We start from the raw sequence: 15,048 nt of genomic DNA on the forward strand, positions 1-15,048 counted from the left end.
CTATAACACAGGGGTTGGAGCGATGTAAAGCGGAAAAAGACAAGTTTTGACATAGTTGTGTGATTTTTAGCGCACACCCCTGGTCGACTTCTGGTATAGTACGACCGTGGCGCCCCCGTCTTCTGAAGGTGACTCCGCTCCCGGCAAGGTGACGGTCGTTTGCCCGGGCTGTCGCGCGGAGCTTACGATCGACACGGCCACCGCGAGTGTGGTCTGGCACCATCCCGAGCCGCCAGCTCCTCAGCGGTCGTTACGCGACATGGTCAAGGACCTCGAAACCAAACGCCAACAGGTGGCGGATCGGTTTGAGCGGGAACGGCGCTCCCTTCCGGATCGCGGGCGTGTTCTCGAGGAGAAAGTCAAAGAGTCCTTGAAGCGGGTGGACCCCGACGCTCCCCCGCCCCTCCGACCGATCGACCTCGACTGACGCGGATCCGCATTCTCGCGCCGTTTCTTGCCGGTGAATGGGGCGTGTGTTATCTTTCCTCCGCTCGGAGCCCGGCATGCCACCGCAGTGGGAAATCGTCGTCCTGATCGGGGTATTAGGCGCCCTCATCGGTAGTTTTCTGAACGTCTGCATCCATCGTCTGCCTCGGGGCGAATCCATCGTGCGCCCGGGCTCACGGTGCCCTGAGTGCACCACCCCGATCCACCCTCTCGACAACATTCCAATCGTCTCGTTTCTCTGGTTGCGGGGGCGATGTCGTTCGTGCGGGGCACGGATTGCGATCCGCTACCCCGCGGTCGAGGCGCTCAACGCGGCGGGGTACATACTTATCTGGTATCGCTTCGGTCCGACACCGGACGCCGCGGTGTACGCGGTGTTTTATTCCGCGCTGCTCATCGTGACATTTATCGATTGGGATCACCAGATCATTCCGAACCGCATCACCCTTCCCGGCATCGCCATCGGGCTGCTCTCCGCCGCCACCGTGCTGGCCGGAGGGTTCGTGGACGCGCTGCTGGGTGCGGTGTTGGGCGGAGGGTTGTTATACGCCGTCGCGGTCGGAAGCGAGTGGCTGCTCAAGAAAGAAGGCATGGGGCTGGGTGACGTCAAGCTCCTGGCGATGATCGGCGCGTTTCTCGGCTGGAAAGCGGTCTTGCTGACCGTGTTTGTGGGCTCCCTTTCGGGATCGGTGATCGGGCTTATATTGATGGCGACCCGTGTGAAACAGCGGGGCGACCCGATCCCCTTCGGGCCGTTCCTCGTGCTGGGGGCGATGGCGGCGCTGTTCGCCGGGCCTGAGTTGATCGGGTGGTATCTGCGGCTGGGGGCGTGATGGGTGATATGCGGCCACGATCCGGCGTGATCCGTTCGATGGTCTCCCTCGCCGCGTTCGGCCTGCTGATGCTGGCCGCCCTCGGACTCCGCCGCCAGTGGTTTCCTCACCCGATTGCCGAGCGCGCGGTGTCCGCCGCAGACCTGTCGATCGTGGTTGGGCTCACGGTGCTCGCGGTCGCGGCGGTGTTGTTTCGCCGGTGGGGTCGGTCGTCATCCCCACCCTCGTGCCACGACGAGGAGCGGGCCGGCTTCGTGATGCAGACGTTTCAGGAGGTCCTTCGTCAGCTCAAGGACAAGGAGGCGGAGCTCGAGCACCTGCGGGCCCGCGCCGTGGCCCGCGCCGAAGACGTTGAGAGTTACCACCAGAACATCCTCCACAGTATCGCGAGTGGCGTGATCACGTGCGATCCCACCGGACGCATCACCACCTTCAACGTGGCTGCGGAGCGGATACTGGGACGCGAGGCGGTTCAAATCGTCGGCCGGACCTGCCAGGAGGTGTTCGGGAGCGAGAGCCCGATCACCGAGATGGTGCGTCGGTCGGTGGACACGCTCACCCCGATTTCGCGTCAGGAGTGGCGATTCGCCCGCGGGAACGACCGGGTGTCGGTAGGATTCTCGAGCGCGCTGTTGCGCGATCGCTCCGGAGGGCTCATCGGAGCGGCGCTGGTCTTCACGGACCTCACGGAGATCAAGCGACTGGAGGAGCGGGTCGAGGCCGAGCGCCGGCTCGCCGTGCTCGGAGAGATGTCTGCGGCCATCGCCCACGAGTTTCGAAACTCCATGGGCACGATCCAAGGGTGGACGAAATTACTCGGCAAACACGCGGGCGCCGACACCGGCGCGCGTCCCATGGTCGACGCCATCGTCCGCGAGCTTGGGGTGATGCAACGGCTGATCGACGATCTCCTGGCGTTTGGGCGGCGTATGGAGCCGCAATGCCAGCGGGTCCACCTCCGTGAGTTGGTCACCGAGGGCGTCACGGCGCCCACGGATCGTCCCGATGTCCGGCTCGATGTCAGCTGGGATCCTCAGTCGCCCGCCGTGGTGCAGTGGGATCCCACCCTGATGCGGCAGGTGTTGAAGAACCTGGTGCAGAACGCGGTCGAGGCCATGCCGGACGGCGGCCAGCTGCGTCTGGCGGTCTCGCCGTCGCGCACCGATCCCGCGGAGGTGGACTTCGTCGTGTCGGACACGGGGATCGGCATCCCCAACGAATTCCGAGATCGGATTTTCGACCCGTTTTTCACCCTCAAGGCCCGGGGCCATGGACTGGGGTTGGCCTTGGTCCGAAAAATCGTCGTCGCGCACGGTGGACGAATCACCGTACAGAGCACCGAGGGGGCGGGAACAACGTTCCGCCTGACCATTCCCACGCACGCGCGCCAAGCCACCGAACCGGCGGCGCCGCTCGACCAGGCAGCCTAAGGGGCCTCAGAACATGTTGACCGTGTTAATCGCTGAAGACAACGAAGGGATGGCGTCGATGCTTACCACTGCGGTGAGCGCTCACGGGTACGAGGTACTCTGGGCGCGGGACGGCCGGGAGGCCGTGGCGCGGCTGCGCGACCGCAAGATCGACCTCGTGGTCACCGACTTGAAGCTCCCGTACAAAACGGGGCTGGAGGTTCTCGAGGTCGCCCGCGACCAGAACAGCCTCTTGCCCGTCATTGTGATGACCGCGCACGGGACGATCGAAACCGCGGTGAAAGCGGTAAAGGACGGGGCCCACGACTTCCTGACCAAGCCGTTCGACCCCGACCATCTGCTCCTCCTCATCGAACGGGCGCTGGAGAAGCAGCGGTTGGTCGCGGAGAACCTGCTTCTGAAAGACGACGCCGCGACGCAGGCCGGGCTGCCGCGCATCATCGGCAAACATCCGCGCGTACTGGCCATCGTCGATCAAATTCACAAGGTGGCGCCCAGTCGGACGACGGTGCTGCTGTTGGGGGAAAGCGGAACCGGGAAAGAGCTGTTCGCCCGCGCGCTGCACGGGCTGAGTCCACGGAAGGACGGGCCCTTCGTGGCGATCAACTGCGCGGCGATTCCCAGGGAGCTGTTGGAGAGCGAATTGTTTGGTCACGAGCGCGGCTCGTTCACCGGCGCCACCGATCGTCGCATCGGCAAATTCGAGCTCGCTGATCACGGGACGATCTTCCTCGACGAGATCGGCGACTTGGATCTCGGCCTGCAAGCCAAACTCCTCCGTGTGCTGGAGGGGGAAGAATTCTGCCGCGTCGGCGGGACCACCCGGGTCAAGATCGACGTGCGCGTGGTGGCGGCGACCAACAAGGACCTGCGCGCGGCGATCACGCAGCAGAGCTTCCGGGAGGACCTGTTCTTCCGGCTCAGCGTGCTCCCCATTACGATCCCCCCGTTGCGCGAGCGGCGCGACGACATTCCGGCGCTGGTCGAGCATTTCTTGGTCCACTACTGCCGGGAGCTGAAGCGGCCCCTCAAACGGCTTTCAGAAGGTGCGTGGAAAGTGGTCACGAACCACCCCTGGACCGGCAACATCCGGGAGCTGCAGAATTGCATGGAGCGCGCCGTGATCCTCACCGACGGGGAGGTGATCGAGGAGGAACATCTCGGCTTTCGCCAGGGGGAGTTGACCGAAATTCATGCCCGCGAGATCCCGCTCGAAGGGACCTTGCACGAGGTGGCCGCCGCAGCCACCCGCATGGCGGAGAGCCGGATGATTCGAAAAGTCTTGAAAGGCACGGGTGGAAACAAGAGCCGCGCTGCCCAAATCCTCAGCGTCAGTTACAAAACTCTCCTCACCAAGATCAAAGAGTACGGCATCGAACGTCCCGGCGCGTCGACGGAAAGTGCGCCGGAAGCCCCCCCTCGCGCGGCCTGACGCGCGCCGCCAGCCAGCGTTCGCCAACCCCCACACGTTCCAAACTGTCCATTCCGAGCTAGATGGCTCTAGAAGCCGTTCTATAGCGACATCACAGCCCTGACTGGACTGGGTCATCGGTTACCCAACTCGGACCTGGCCGATAGAACCGGCCCCGCCAAACCGGCCAGCGGGGCTGAAAAACTGCCCTGGTGGCCTAGGGAGCGGGTGGCATCGCCGATGCAATACCCTGGGACCGAGGTGGAGGGGTAAGGCCCATGCGAACACCATACAGGACAACCGTGAGGGAGAATGAGCAAGGTTACGTGCTCATTACGAGCCTGATTATGCTCGTCGTGCTGAGCCTGCTCGGCGCCGTGGTGCTGAACTTGTCGGGCGCCGATCTGCAGACCGCCGCGTATGAAAAGATGTCCACGCGCGCGTTCTTTGCCGCAGAAAGCGCGGTGACGCAGGCCCGTAACGACATGCAACGCTACGTTGCCGGAGTCCAGAGCGGCCAGTGGCCGGCGCTTGATACGACGGTTGTCGCCGATGTGTTAGCGGGGATAGGGGGACCGTATGGAATCCCTAGCACCATCCCCGGCCCGCCCGTTGTGAGCTACCGAAACTACTCGACTGCGGTCGCCGGTTCGTCGCCGCTGACGTTCAACTACACGATGAGCGACGTGGGCGCAAACAACGACAAGACCGTGCTGGTCACGGCCACGGGTACGGTGCAGGTTGGCGGCCTGCAGCCCGTCCAGCAGCGCATCGAGGCCGTGGTCCGCTACGAACCGCCTGACCAAGTGGGCGCCCAGGAGTGCGTTTCGTCTGCGTGTACGAGCGCGGACCAGAGCTCCGGGGCAGCGGTGGGCAACGTTGTGAACAGCACCGTGACGCTGTAAGGCACGGATGAAGCATCGACGCGAAGGAGGAACTGCGATGAACACGCTGGCGAGAATAGTAGTGATGGGCTCCTTGCTGTGGGGAGGGGCCGCGATCCCTGCTCACGCGGCGATCGAACGCACGTTCGGCGCAGGGTCGCTCATCATCCCGATGGACGGCGACACCTACCAGCCATCCGCAGACGGGGGCGTGTACGAAGCGTATGGTTTTATCTACAAACTGCTCGACCGCAAAGCGGCAGACGGCACGCCCGACCCCATTCCCGTGTATTGGATTATCGACGATTCCAAGACCGTGATCACCGGGGTGGACCTCACGATCTCGAACGTCGCGACCGACCCGGTGGCCACTGAGCACAAAGCGTTGGGAGAGATTGCGATCTCCGGCGTGGGCACCCAGATCACCTACAACGGCGGGCCCTTTGTGATCGACAGCAACTACGCGGCCGCGGCCAAGACGATCTGGGCCAGCGGATTTCAGGACGTGAACCTGCACGTGGCCAAGGTGCCGTTCACGGGCAAGGTCCAGCGCGAAATGTTCGGCACGCCGCCGAAAATCGCGCTGATGAACGATTCCGAATCGCGCACCGGGAACGCCACCAAGATCCTGGAAGGGTACCTGAAGATCGCAGGGATTCAGAACCCCGCCACGGATGATCTGGGCAACGCCTGCGCCTACACCGACGCCAGCGGCACCTATTTCCCGGCGGATCCAGTCGTGGGGAGTCACTGCACCTACGACGTCTTGACGCCCAATGAGGTGGGCGGGATCCAGACGCTGGCTGGCACCGCGTTGAACGGCAAGAGCAAACTGTTCGACTACACGTGCACAGGGTGCGCCACCAAACCCAAACTCAACTACCGCGTGCTGTGGGTTCCGCACTGGGTGGGCTTTTCCGACTACAACGTGACGAACGGGCAGTACATTTCGGTCAACACGAACGTGGGAACGATGAGCGTGACCAAGGCCGATGTGCACGACATTGTCATGGCGGTTCGCGACTTTGTGGACCTGGGCGGAAGTTTGTTTGCAGAGTGCGCGGGCATCGAAACGTTTGAGTGGAGCGAGTACGGCCGGTTCATCACCAAATACGATTTGGGTCACAACGGCGGGACCAATGACAGTACCAAGATCTACTACAACAAGGACGCGTTGGATCAGCCGTACGTCCAGATCGGGGACATGGCGTTTGACCCCGAGGGCGGACACCTGCACAACTGGCGGCCGTTTCAGACCGGGGACCCGCGGGCGGACAGCTTGGCGGTCAACGCCATGGCGTTCAACCCCTCCGCCAGCAACCCCAAGTCCACGTACACCCAGAGCAACACGGGCTACGACGGGACCGTCACCGTGTTTACCTACGACGACAACAGCGTTCCCGCTGGAACCTCGCCGGCTCCGAATGTCTGGAACTACGGCAACGGGGATCAGGCCAAGCAGCAGTGGCACTACTACGTGGCCGGGCACATGGACGGGGATCAGACCAACGGCTACGTGGTCTATCTCGGCGGCCACAGCTACGTTAACTGCAGCGGCGGTGGCGGCGGCGGCGGTGGCGCTGCGCCGGCCGGACCCAATCGTGAGATCGACTTCGAGTTCAGGGACAACGTTGACAACAGCATGGACGGAACCTTCACCATCACGTTCTCGTATACCATCGCGGGAGATTCCACGGTTTATACCGTCACCCAGAGCGGCATCACCAAAGACAACATCACGACTCTGACCGCAACCGGGAATAACCCCGGCGGCGGGGTGGAGCTCGTCTTCACCACCGCGGCGTTCGAAGCCAAAGGCTCGTCAGGCACTGACGCCACCAAGCTGAAGAAGATCAAAGGCGTCCACTTCAAGAACAACCGCACGACGGACGTCAACATCACGCAGGTGCAGGTCTCGGTCACCGGTGTTTCCGGGCTGAAGCTTAGGAAGATCAAAGACGTCACCGAGAATGACACCAAGTTCGGCACCGAGACCACCCTCCCCGTGACCGCCAACATCAACTCGAATGAATGGATTGTTGAGGGCAGCGGTGGGGGCGCAGGCGGAGGCGCGGGGTCGTACGATTCCGGCTGCACGCCCAAAGGGACCTCGGGTGCTGGCATCCGATACGTGCTCAACACCGTGTTTCAGCTCGATGCGGTCACGGATCGCGAATTTGTCAGATCCGGCCCCGTGGTGTTCAAGGATTTCTTGTACCAAGGGTCGTTTGACTATCCGAGCTTTGGTGGACACTTCCGCAAGTTCCAGGTCAACGCGGACCTGGGTGCTGGCAGGTCTGGACTTAAGCGCGTGGATGACTTTGGCGGCAATGATCCTAGCAGCCCGGGCGATGCCGCGCCCAAACTCACCTCGACCACGGCGTATTCGGACAACAACAGCAACCGGCGGGTCGATGCCAACGAACTGACTGGCCGCAAAATCTACGCGTGCGCGACCACGGGTCTCAAGAACGCCGACGGGACCGAGAACGCCGAGGTGCTGGACTCCTCAAACTGTGGGATGACCCAGTTCAAGTACGAAACCGCCGCCACGTTCCAACCCCGGATGCTGACCACGGGTCTCGCCACCACGCAGGAGGTCATCGTCAAGCGCTACGGGATGCAATACGATGCCAACAACGATGAGTGGGAGAAGAAGGACAATGTGATGGGAGGCATCGAGCACTCCACGGCCGCGATCATTGGGCCTAGCGCCCTGACGAGCATGAGCAGGCCCACGGTGGCGTACCTCGGCGCTTTGGACGGGATGCTCCACGCGGTCAAGGCCGGGGTGAAGACGGAGGTTGAGCTGCCAGAAGCCGCGGACGCTGGGACCGAGCTCTGGTCGTACATTCCCAGCAGCCAGCTGCCGCGGTTACAGTACTTCCGCGATCCCAACGCGATCAGCACGTACCCCGCGGTCGATGCCTCGGTCGCCTTTGCCGAGGTCGAGAGCTCCGTCGGCTCAGGGACCTACAAGACCGTGCTGCTGATCACCATGGGGGTGGGCGGCAACAGCATCGCGGCGCTTGACGTGACCGACCCCACCGTCACGCCCCCGGTCCTGCTGTGGGAGCGGAGCGGCGTGGACGACGACACGGCGGTGTCCAAGACCGTGGCCATGGGGAATGGCTCCAAGGTGGCCATCGGGCGGGTGGTCAACGCGTCGGGCAGCCGCGAGTACCGGGCGTTCGTGACCACCGCGCTCAAGGACAAAGAGGCCTGCCAAGACGCAAACGGCTCGCCCCTGGGTGACGGCAGCCTCTGCGGCGGGCTGCAGATCTATAGCTTCGATCTGCTGACTGGTGAGCAAAAGTGGCGCTTTGAGCGGGTGTACCGCTCGGGGATCAATGACGTGCCGGGCAGCCTCGCATTGGTGGACGCGGATCAAAATGGGGACGAAGACTACGTGGTGGCTGGCGACATGGAAGGCAACCTGTGGCTGCTGCCGACTGCGCCGGACTACGACGGCAACGGCACGGAAGATAAGAAGATCTTTGCCGACTCCACGTTCACGGACGGGGCAAGCTCCACCACGGCAGACATCATCAGCGATATTCCGCCACTCTACGCCCCATCGCGCGACGAGAACGCGTGCACGACCTACCCCGGCACCCCTGATCCGTGCTACGAAGCAGGCCACGACCAACCGATCGGCGCGTCGCCCACCGTGGTGGTGAAGGACGGCCGCATCTACCTTGCATGGGGCACCGGCGGCGCGCAATGGGCGCGCGCCGGCGACTACTACTCGGTGTACGTACTCGAAATTACCGGCTTGGACCCCTACAACCTGGTGGATGGCAGCGGAGCGCTGCGCGACGCGCAGTTCGGCTTCAAGTTCGTCCTAGACCAGGGCGAGAAGGTCTTTGGCGCGCTCACGTACTCCCAGGGGTTTGTGTACTTCGGGACGGCGTTCGGGAGCGTGGAGGGCCTCAACCTCAAGGACGATGTCGCGACCAACAACACCGGCAATATCCGCGGCATCAGCCTGACCGACAAGTCGAACAAGTGGAAGTACACGGCCAGCGGGAAGTTCCGGGGCAGCGTGTACGTATCGCGGGGTCACGTTTATGGCACGACGCTCGATGGTAATGTGGTGGACATCGGCGACCCCGGCTATGTTGAGCCGTCAGCCCTGCGGTGGTTCAAGCTCAAGAGCTGGCGCGAGATCTTCAACCTCGGGACGAACCAGTGAGCAGGGCGGGGGTAGAAGCGACCGGCGGTCGGGGGTTTCCTCCGACCGCCAGTCGCGTGCTCAGTGCGCTAATCCTGGCGGGCTGGCTGGCTGGCGGGGTGGCCTGTTCGTCAGGGGGCGAGGGGGCGCGGCAGGCGGCATCCGTAAGTTCCGTGCCCACGCCGACACGCGCAACAGCCGTCTCACCCGAGGACCAGCGTGCGTGGATCCAATCTATGACGCTTTCACCAACGTTACCGACCAAGGACGGGACCCTGGTCGCCAGTGTGGTCTGGCAACCCCAGGGCCGACCAGAGCTCGCGGTGAAGCACCACTGGTTCGTCAACGGGATCGAAGTCGTGGACCACAGTGGGTCCGAGCTGGCGCTCGCTGACTTCCAGACGGGTGATCGAGTCCACGTGGTGGCGGAGGTGCGGGCGAGCGATGACCGCGTGCTGGCGAGCGAGCGCTCATTGTCGGTCGTGATCCAGAACCGGCCACCAACCATCGTGTCCGGGCTCGACGCCCTGACTCAAACCGACAAGGAACTGACCGGACGAATCGTGGCGACTGATCCAGACGGGGAGCCGGTGACGGTCACGCTTCGCGAGGGGCCACCAGGCCTGGTCATTCAGCCCGATGGCACGGTCCACTGGCCGCTCGCCTCGGTCAAGCCCGGTCAACACCAGCTCGCCGTGGAGGTGGAGGACAGCCGCGGCCTGGGTTACCAGGGAACCATGACGTTTACTGTGGGGGCTGGAGCATGAGCGCAAGACGGAACGCCGAACAAGGCATCACGTTGGTCGAACTGCTGTTTGCGGTTGCGGTGGTAGGCATCCTGATGGCAATCGCGGTACCGCAAGTCCGCACGTGGTCGGTTCAGCACCAGCGCTCGGCGGCGGCCACTGAAATCTTTGCGTTAATCAACCAGGCGCGGTCGATCGCGGTGAACACCTCGACCCAAGCCACCATCACGGTCACCACCACGGCCACGCCCCCTGGGGGGAGCATTGTGGCGCAGATCGGCGCTCCGACCAACTGGACAAAACAAATTACCCTCGGGACAGGGCCTTACAGCGGCGTCGGACTTGTCGCCGCTGCACCTGCAGGAACATACACGATCACCCCTCGTGGAACCGTACAGCCGGGCTCCTTCACGTTGACGCTTCAAGACCTAAACAGCAAACAGGCAACAGTCGCTACCGGGATCTTGGGCGATGTCACAGTTTCGATCCTGTAGAGGAGACGGTATGAACGGTATGAGCGGAACCGAATCAACAGCGACTCCGCCCCACCGGCGAGGCGCAACCGCGGGCTTTACGCTCATCGAAGTGTTGATTACCATCTTTGTCCTGACCGTCGGCTTGCTCGGCTTGGCCGCGCTACAGGCCCAGGCGCTGCGGGCATCGGGATCTGGCGGCGCGCAGACCACAGCCAACGCCTTGCTGCGCAACGTGGCGGATCGCATTCTCTACAACGCGGGCAACATCAACGCGTATAGCGGGATGGACACCAGCTCGGGCGCGCGGCCGAACTGCCCGGTGCTGATCCCGGCTGCGGTGTGCCAACAGGACTTTACCAACTGGCAAAGTTCGGTCGCGGCGCTACCCAGCGGGAGATTGACGATCGCCGTTGTCGCCGGCGCGACGTTCAACACCGCGGTGGCAACTGTTACGTGGCAGGACCGAATGGGCGGTCATACGGTGACCATTCCAATTCAGGTGGCGCAATGAAGACGATGATGCGGAAATCGAGCGAAGACCGAGGATTCACCATGGTGGAGATCATGGTGGCAACCCTGATTGCCGCCGTGGTGCTCTCGGCCGTGGCGATCACCTACACGGGTTCGGTCCGTGGCTACACCCGCAACCGAGAGATGGCCCAGACGCAGATGCGGGCGCGGGTGAGCCTAGAGTTTGTGGCACAGGAGCTTCGGAACGTTGGCTATCTGGTCAACTGGGACCCCGCCCCGTCGGTTCCGCCGCTCCTGCTCAATCCTGCGGCGCTGGCCGCGATGATGGACCCAGGGACCGATGCCGTCACCGTTTCAGCGGCGGTTGGTCCCTTTTCCGGTACCGGAACACGCATTGCCACACTCAATGCTCCTCCCGTTGTCGGGGCAACCGACACAACGCTGAACCTAAGCGCGAATAACCTGCCAGTCCCGATTTCCGCTGGGACGCCTCTGTTGGTCTTCACCCCCCCAACCACGGCCAACGTGCGAAATGCGGCAAATGCGATCAGCGGTAGCGACACGTCAATCGTGCTTGCAACGACGTCTATCACCAGTGGGTTCGGCAACGGCACCCCTGTCCTACTGGTCCAGCAAACGTCGTTCTGGATACAGGGTGGCAACCTCATGATGAGCATAGGCACCCCAGGTGCGACGCCACAACAGCTTGCAGCGAATGTCGAGGATCTCCAGATCGTCCTGCTGGACAACAACGGCGCAGTGCTGGCTGCACCGAACGGAAGCGAGCGCGCGCTGCGGCTGTCTGTCACCGCGCGAAGCACCCGACCGGTCCAAGACAAAACGGCCCAGGTCCCCCCCAGCCTCGAGGACCACGACCGGTCCGGGCAGCCTGCGGATCAGTTCCTGCGCCAAATCGATCAGACCACGGTGTACCTCAGAAACTACGGCACACTGGGTTGACGGCTATCAGCCGTCAACGCATCCCGCCCACCCATTCATAGTTGTTCGGCTTTCTGGAACAGCCGATCAGGGTCTCGCCCTCGTTTTCACCGAGCGACCGATAAGATCTCAGTCTTTGGCGTGGCACGCCTCTTGGAAGACGAGCAGGCATGGACCTTGTCGCACACCGAGCAATTGCGGGTTACACCCTCATGGAAGTGACCCTGGTCGTCGGCATCATGGCTGTCTTGGCTGCGATCGCGTGGCCGTTGACGACCGATCTGCTTGATCGCGCCACGCTCGCCACCACTGCGGAGACGATCAGGGGCGAGATCCGCAAGGCCCAGCGTCAGGCGCACGCGAGCGGGCAGGCGCTCGAATTGCGCGTGGACCCGCGTGCCGGTTCGTACATCGTGGGTCCCACCGGGGGCCCGGGCCTCCTGAGCCGGCTCCCAGCCGGGCTGACGTTCGGTTCGCCCGACGACGGGGACTCGGACGGCGTGACGTTTCGCCACAACACGGCGCGGTTCAGTCCGCGTCCCGGCCTGCAGAACAGTTTCGGCTCGATCACCGTGCGATCCCGGGCAGGGGCCAGGAGAGTCACGGTGAGTATCACCGGGCACGTTTCAATCACCGCATGGAACGGACGGGCGTGGCAATGACCGGCTCATCCACAACCGGAGACGCTGGATTCAGCCTGATCGACACCTTGGCGGCGCTCGGGTTGCTCGCCATCGGGGTCGCGGCCGTGACCACGGGATTCACCGAGGGGCACCGGCTTGCCGATGAGGTTGGTCGACGACAACGGGCGATCGTGTTGGCGCAGGACAAGTTGGCGGAGAAACTCTCGGTGAGTGACAACGCGATCATGCTGCCGAGTGAGATGGGCGAACGCGTCGAGGCGGGCGTGCTCCTCGGAGAGGACCAGGTGAACGGGGTGTCCCGACGCTGGGTGGTTGAGCCGGATTTCCCCGCGCCAGGCCTCTTCCGCGTGTGGGTCACCACCCGCTGGACGCAACGGAGCGTGGCGCATGTGTTTCAGGTGGCCGGTGTGCGCGGCGAGGGGCTCGTACCATGATCCAGGGACGCGAACACGATCCGGGGCGCGGAGAACGCGGAACCTCGCTGGTCGAGCTATTGGTCGCGACGTCGATGGGCCTCAGCGTGGCGGCCTTATTGGGCCACACGATCAGCGCGTATCAGACCAACTACCGCCACGCCGTCACGCGCATGAGCGATGATCAGCAGGCCCAGTTCGCCTTGGCGCTGATGACCGACGAGATGGAAACTCTGCTGCAGGCGCCGACGTCCGCGACGTGCTCTGTCGGCGGCGTACAGGTGGCGGACGGGCGCGTGTGGTTCGCGGCGAACCTGTATGATCGCTCGACCGCCTTGCGGGAACCGGTACCGGCGGGCGGAAGCGCGGTGGTGGTCGAGTCCATCGGCGCGTTCGAAGCAGGCGACCTGGTGATGTTCGTGAACGTCAACGATCCCACCGACCCCGGGGACGATGTCGCAGATTGCTCACGGATCACCGACATCAGCGCCGACCAGTGGACGTTGGAGCCGGCGTTCGCCCGCCCGTTCCCGGCCGGGAGTCCTGTGGCGCTCGTGAACCAGGTCGCGTATGTGCTTGACCGGCGCGGTCGCCTCATGCGAACGCAAGACGGGGGGACACAACGTATTGCACAGGACGTGACGAGCTTCGATGTCCAACTCGATGGCGGCTCGTTGGTGGTCCGACTGGTGACGCGTGAGGCGCGGCAGTGGACCCGTCGCGTGGCCGTGGAGCAGCGGTGATGCTGGTGGCTGAGCGAGGCGCGATCGCAGTGCTGGCGTTGGCGGTGCTGGGCGTCCTCTCGGTCTTGATTGGCGCGTGGCTGCGTCTGGTTGCGGGTGAGCGGGAGGCGGTGCGTCTGGGGGAGAACGACCTGCAGGCGCGATCCTTGGCTCAGGCCGGTATTGACCGTACCCTGGCCTGGTTCGCTGATCCGGCCTCGTTCGGCGACCCGTTTACGATTGGGGCAACATCCACCTGCGGGTCCGCAGGCACTGCCGCAGAGGTGTTTCGCAAGCGATGTGTCGCAGGCGACGGTTTACCGAGCTTTCGCGCCGCGAACGGCTCGCCGCAATTCAGCGGAACCGTGGACAGCCCGGCGATCCTCGTGCAGTGGAGCGATGCCCCGTTGCTGCTTCGCTCGCCCACGGTCGTGGGGATCGACCCCGGCGCCTCGCGCCCCGCGATCCGGGTCGAGGTGCAACTCTCCGCGCCGCTGAGCCCCGACGCGGTCGCGACCGTGGTCAGCCGCGCGTCCGTGGGTCGTGCCACAGCGGCGGTCCGCGCGGAGTTAGCCGAAGGCCCGTGGCGCGGTGCCGCCCAAGCCGTGTTCGCCGGTCCGGCCAACACCGTTCCCCTGCGCATCCACTGGGGCGGCGTGGCGATCACTGGCGGGTGGGATGCGAGCGAGGTGCTCGACCGCATCCCCCGCCGCTCCGACGCGGCTCCGGTCACAGGCCAGGCCTACGCGGTCGAGCCCGGCGCGGATCGCTGGGTCGGCTTTGCCGCGAGCGGGTCCATTCTGGGCCCCTCGCGCACCGCCAGCGGCTTTGCCGCGCCGTTCGAGCACCTCCTCCAGGACGCCGCTATCCCTCGCATGGCGATGTGGAGTTACGAGGCCTTGAAAACGTACGCTCGGCGTCACGGCCGGTATTTTACGACGCGAGGCACCGGACTCGTGTATCCGGACGACGCGGAGACGGGCATCTCACCCACCGCGGCGTTCTCGTCTCGCTCCGGTTCAGGGCGCCTCGTGTTCATCGACACCTTGGACCGCACACCGCCCCGGGCAGACAACATGGAGGAACTGCGCGCAACCATGGACTTCGTCGAGATGGATGCCTACGTTGGGGCGCACCTAACCGTGACGCCCGGTCTCGGTCGATCCACAGTGCGCGATTCGCCCGGCGCGCCTGAGGACCCGAGCGGTCCCCCGGTCACCCGCAACGTGGCCATCGCCGGGGTGCATTACCACGGCGTGTTGACCATAGCCGGCGCCTTGGACGCCACGGCCCGCACCACGATCGTGGGGTCACTGGCCGCGATGCACGGCGTGCGCGACCCTGGTGCGATCGAGGTGTGGTACGACGCGGCATTGCGCACGGGGTACCGGACAGGGTTCCCACCCGTGGTCATCAAGCCAGGCAGCCGTCGCGCGATCGTGCCCGACTAACCGACGG

14 protein-coding genes are annotated in these 15,048 nt (G+C 64.1%); all 14 read left to right on the forward strand.

The features are described 5' to 3' along the window. Positions 1–148 precede the first annotated feature (148 nt). The 14 genes from AB1451_05815 to AB1451_05880 all read left to right on the forward strand — a co-directional run bounded on the left by AB1451_05815 (position 149) and on the right by AB1451_05880 (position 15,041). On the forward strand, positions 149–427 hold the full coding sequence (locus AB1451_05815) for a 2-nitropropane dioxygenase (GenBank protein ID MEW6682423.1): 279 nt from the start codon (positions 149–151) through the stop codon (positions 425–427). A 76-nt stretch (positions 428–503) separates the two neighbouring features. Then, complete coding sequence (locus AB1451_05820; protein ID MEW6682424.1) at positions 504–1,280, forward strand: A24 family peptidase; 777 nt, start codon at positions 504–506, stop codon at positions 1,278–1,280. Positions 1,281–1,306: 26 nt separating this feature from the next. Continuing rightward, on the forward strand, positions 1,307–2,710 hold the full coding sequence (locus AB1451_05825; GenBank protein MEW6682425.1) for an ATP-binding protein: 1,404 nt from the start codon (positions 1,307–1,309) through the stop codon (positions 2,708–2,710). 13 nt (positions 2,711–2,723) lie between these two features. Further along, the gene (locus AB1451_05830) at positions 2,724–4,142 is read left to right on the forward strand and encodes a sigma-54 dependent transcriptional regulator (protein ID MEW6682426.1); all 1,419 of its coding nucleotides are present in this window, start codon (positions 2,724–2,726) and stop codon (positions 4,140–4,142) included. Between the two features lie 257 nt (positions 4,143–4,399). Further along, on the forward strand, positions 4,400–5,026 hold the full coding sequence (locus AB1451_05835; GenBank protein MEW6682427.1) for a pilus assembly PilX N-terminal domain-containing protein: 627 nt from the start codon (positions 4,400–4,402) through the stop codon (positions 5,024–5,026). 37 nt (positions 5,027–5,063) lie between these two features. Continuing rightward, positions 5,064–9,200, forward strand: coding sequence for a hypothetical protein (locus AB1451_05840; protein ID MEW6682428.1), 4,137 nt, complete (start codon positions 5,064–5,066; stop codon positions 9,198–9,200). A gap of 215 nt (positions 9,201–9,415) precedes the next feature. After that, positions 9,416–9,946 (forward strand): putative Ig domain-containing protein, encoded by a 531-nt coding sequence (locus AB1451_05845; protein MEW6682429.1) that lies wholly within the window; start codon positions 9,416–9,418, stop codon positions 9,944–9,946. Continuing rightward, positions 9,943–10,419, forward strand: coding sequence for a GspH/FimT family pseudopilin (locus tag AB1451_05850; protein MEW6682430.1), 477 nt, complete (start codon positions 9,943–9,945; stop codon positions 10,417–10,419). Before AB1451_05845 ends, AB1451_05850 begins: the two co-directional genes overlap by 4 nt. 10 nt (positions 10,420–10,429) lie before the next feature. After that, on the forward strand, positions 10,430–10,912 hold the full coding sequence (pilV, locus tag AB1451_05855) for a type IV pilus modification protein PilV (protein MEW6682431.1): 483 nt from the start codon (positions 10,430–10,432) through the stop codon (positions 10,910–10,912). Then, the gene (locus AB1451_05860; protein ID MEW6682432.1) at positions 10,909–11,832 is read left to right on the forward strand and encodes a prepilin-type N-terminal cleavage/methylation domain-containing protein; all 924 of its coding nucleotides are present in this window, start codon (positions 10,909–10,911) and stop codon (positions 11,830–11,832) included. The genes pilV and AB1451_05860 overlap by 4 nt, the downstream gene beginning before the upstream one ends. 149 nt (positions 11,833–11,981) lie before the next feature. Further along, the gene (locus tag AB1451_05865) at positions 11,982–12,473 is read left to right on the forward strand and encodes a GspH/FimT family pseudopilin (GenBank protein MEW6682433.1); all 492 of its coding nucleotides are present in this window, start codon (positions 11,982–11,984) and stop codon (positions 12,471–12,473) included. Next, on the forward strand, positions 12,470–12,889 hold the full coding sequence (locus tag AB1451_05870) for a hypothetical protein (GenBank protein ID MEW6682434.1): 420 nt from the start codon (positions 12,470–12,472) through the stop codon (positions 12,887–12,889). The genes AB1451_05865 and AB1451_05870 overlap by 4 nt, the downstream gene beginning before the upstream one ends. Next, a complete protein-coding gene (locus AB1451_05875; protein MEW6682435.1) occupies positions 12,886–13,611 on the forward strand; it encodes a hypothetical protein in 726 nt (241 codons plus the stop codon). The genes AB1451_05870 and AB1451_05875 overlap by 4 nt, the downstream gene beginning before the upstream one ends. Next, on the forward strand, positions 13,611–15,041 hold the full coding sequence (locus AB1451_05880; protein ID MEW6682436.1) for a hypothetical protein: 1,431 nt from the start codon (positions 13,611–13,613) through the stop codon (positions 15,039–15,041). Before AB1451_05875 ends, AB1451_05880 begins: the two co-directional genes overlap by 1 nt. Positions 15,042–15,048: the final 7 nt, after the last annotated feature.

Source organism: Nitrospirota bacterium, assembly GCA_040757335.1.
In the GTDB taxonomy this organism is placed as follows: Bacteria; Nitrospirota; Nitrospiria; order 2-01-FULL-66-17; family 2-01-FULL-66-17; genus JBFLXB01.

Bases quoted from the DNA above. Each gene is read 5' to 3' on its own strand.
- AB1451_05875 (MEW6682435.1), top strand. From the start codon at position 12,886: ATGATCCAGGGACGCGAACACGATCCGGGGCGCGGAGAACGCGGAACC.
- AB1451_05830 (MEW6682426.1), top strand. From the start codon at position 2,724: ATGTTGACCGTGTTAATCGCTGAAGACAACGAAGGGATGGCGTCGATG.
- AB1451_05860 (MEW6682432.1), top strand. From the start codon at position 10,909: ATGAAGACGATGATGCGGAAATCGAGCGAAGACCGAGGATTCACCATG.
- AB1451_05835 (MEW6682427.1), top strand. From the start codon at position 4,400: ATGCGAACACCATACAGGACAACCGTGAGGGAGAATGAGCAAGGTTAC.
- AB1451_05840 (MEW6682428.1), top strand. From the start codon at position 5,064: ATGAACACGCTGGCGAGAATAGTAGTGATGGGCTCCTTGCTGTGGGGA.
- pilV (MEW6682431.1), top strand. From the start codon at position 10,430: ATGAACGGTATGAGCGGAACCGAATCAACAGCGACTCCGCCCCACCGG.
- AB1451_05850 (MEW6682430.1), top strand. From the start codon at position 9,943: ATGAGCGCAAGACGGAACGCCGAACAAGGCATCACGTTGGTCGAACTG.
- AB1451_05845 (MEW6682429.1), top strand. From the start codon at position 9,416: ATGACGCTTTCACCAACGTTACCGACCAAGGACGGGACCCTGGTCGCC.
- AB1451_05880 (MEW6682436.1), top strand. From the start codon at position 13,611: ATGCTGGTGGCTGAGCGAGGCGCGATCGCAGTGCTGGCGTTGGCGGTG.
- AB1451_05820 (MEW6682424.1), top strand. From the start codon at position 504: ATGCCACCGCAGTGGGAAATCGTCGTCCTGATCGGGGTATTAGGCGCC.
- AB1451_05870 (MEW6682434.1), top strand. From the start codon at position 12,470: ATGACCGGCTCATCCACAACCGGAGACGCTGGATTCAGCCTGATCGAC.
- AB1451_05865 (MEW6682433.1), top strand. From the start codon at position 11,982: ATGGACCTTGTCGCACACCGAGCAATTGCGGGTTACACCCTCATGGAA.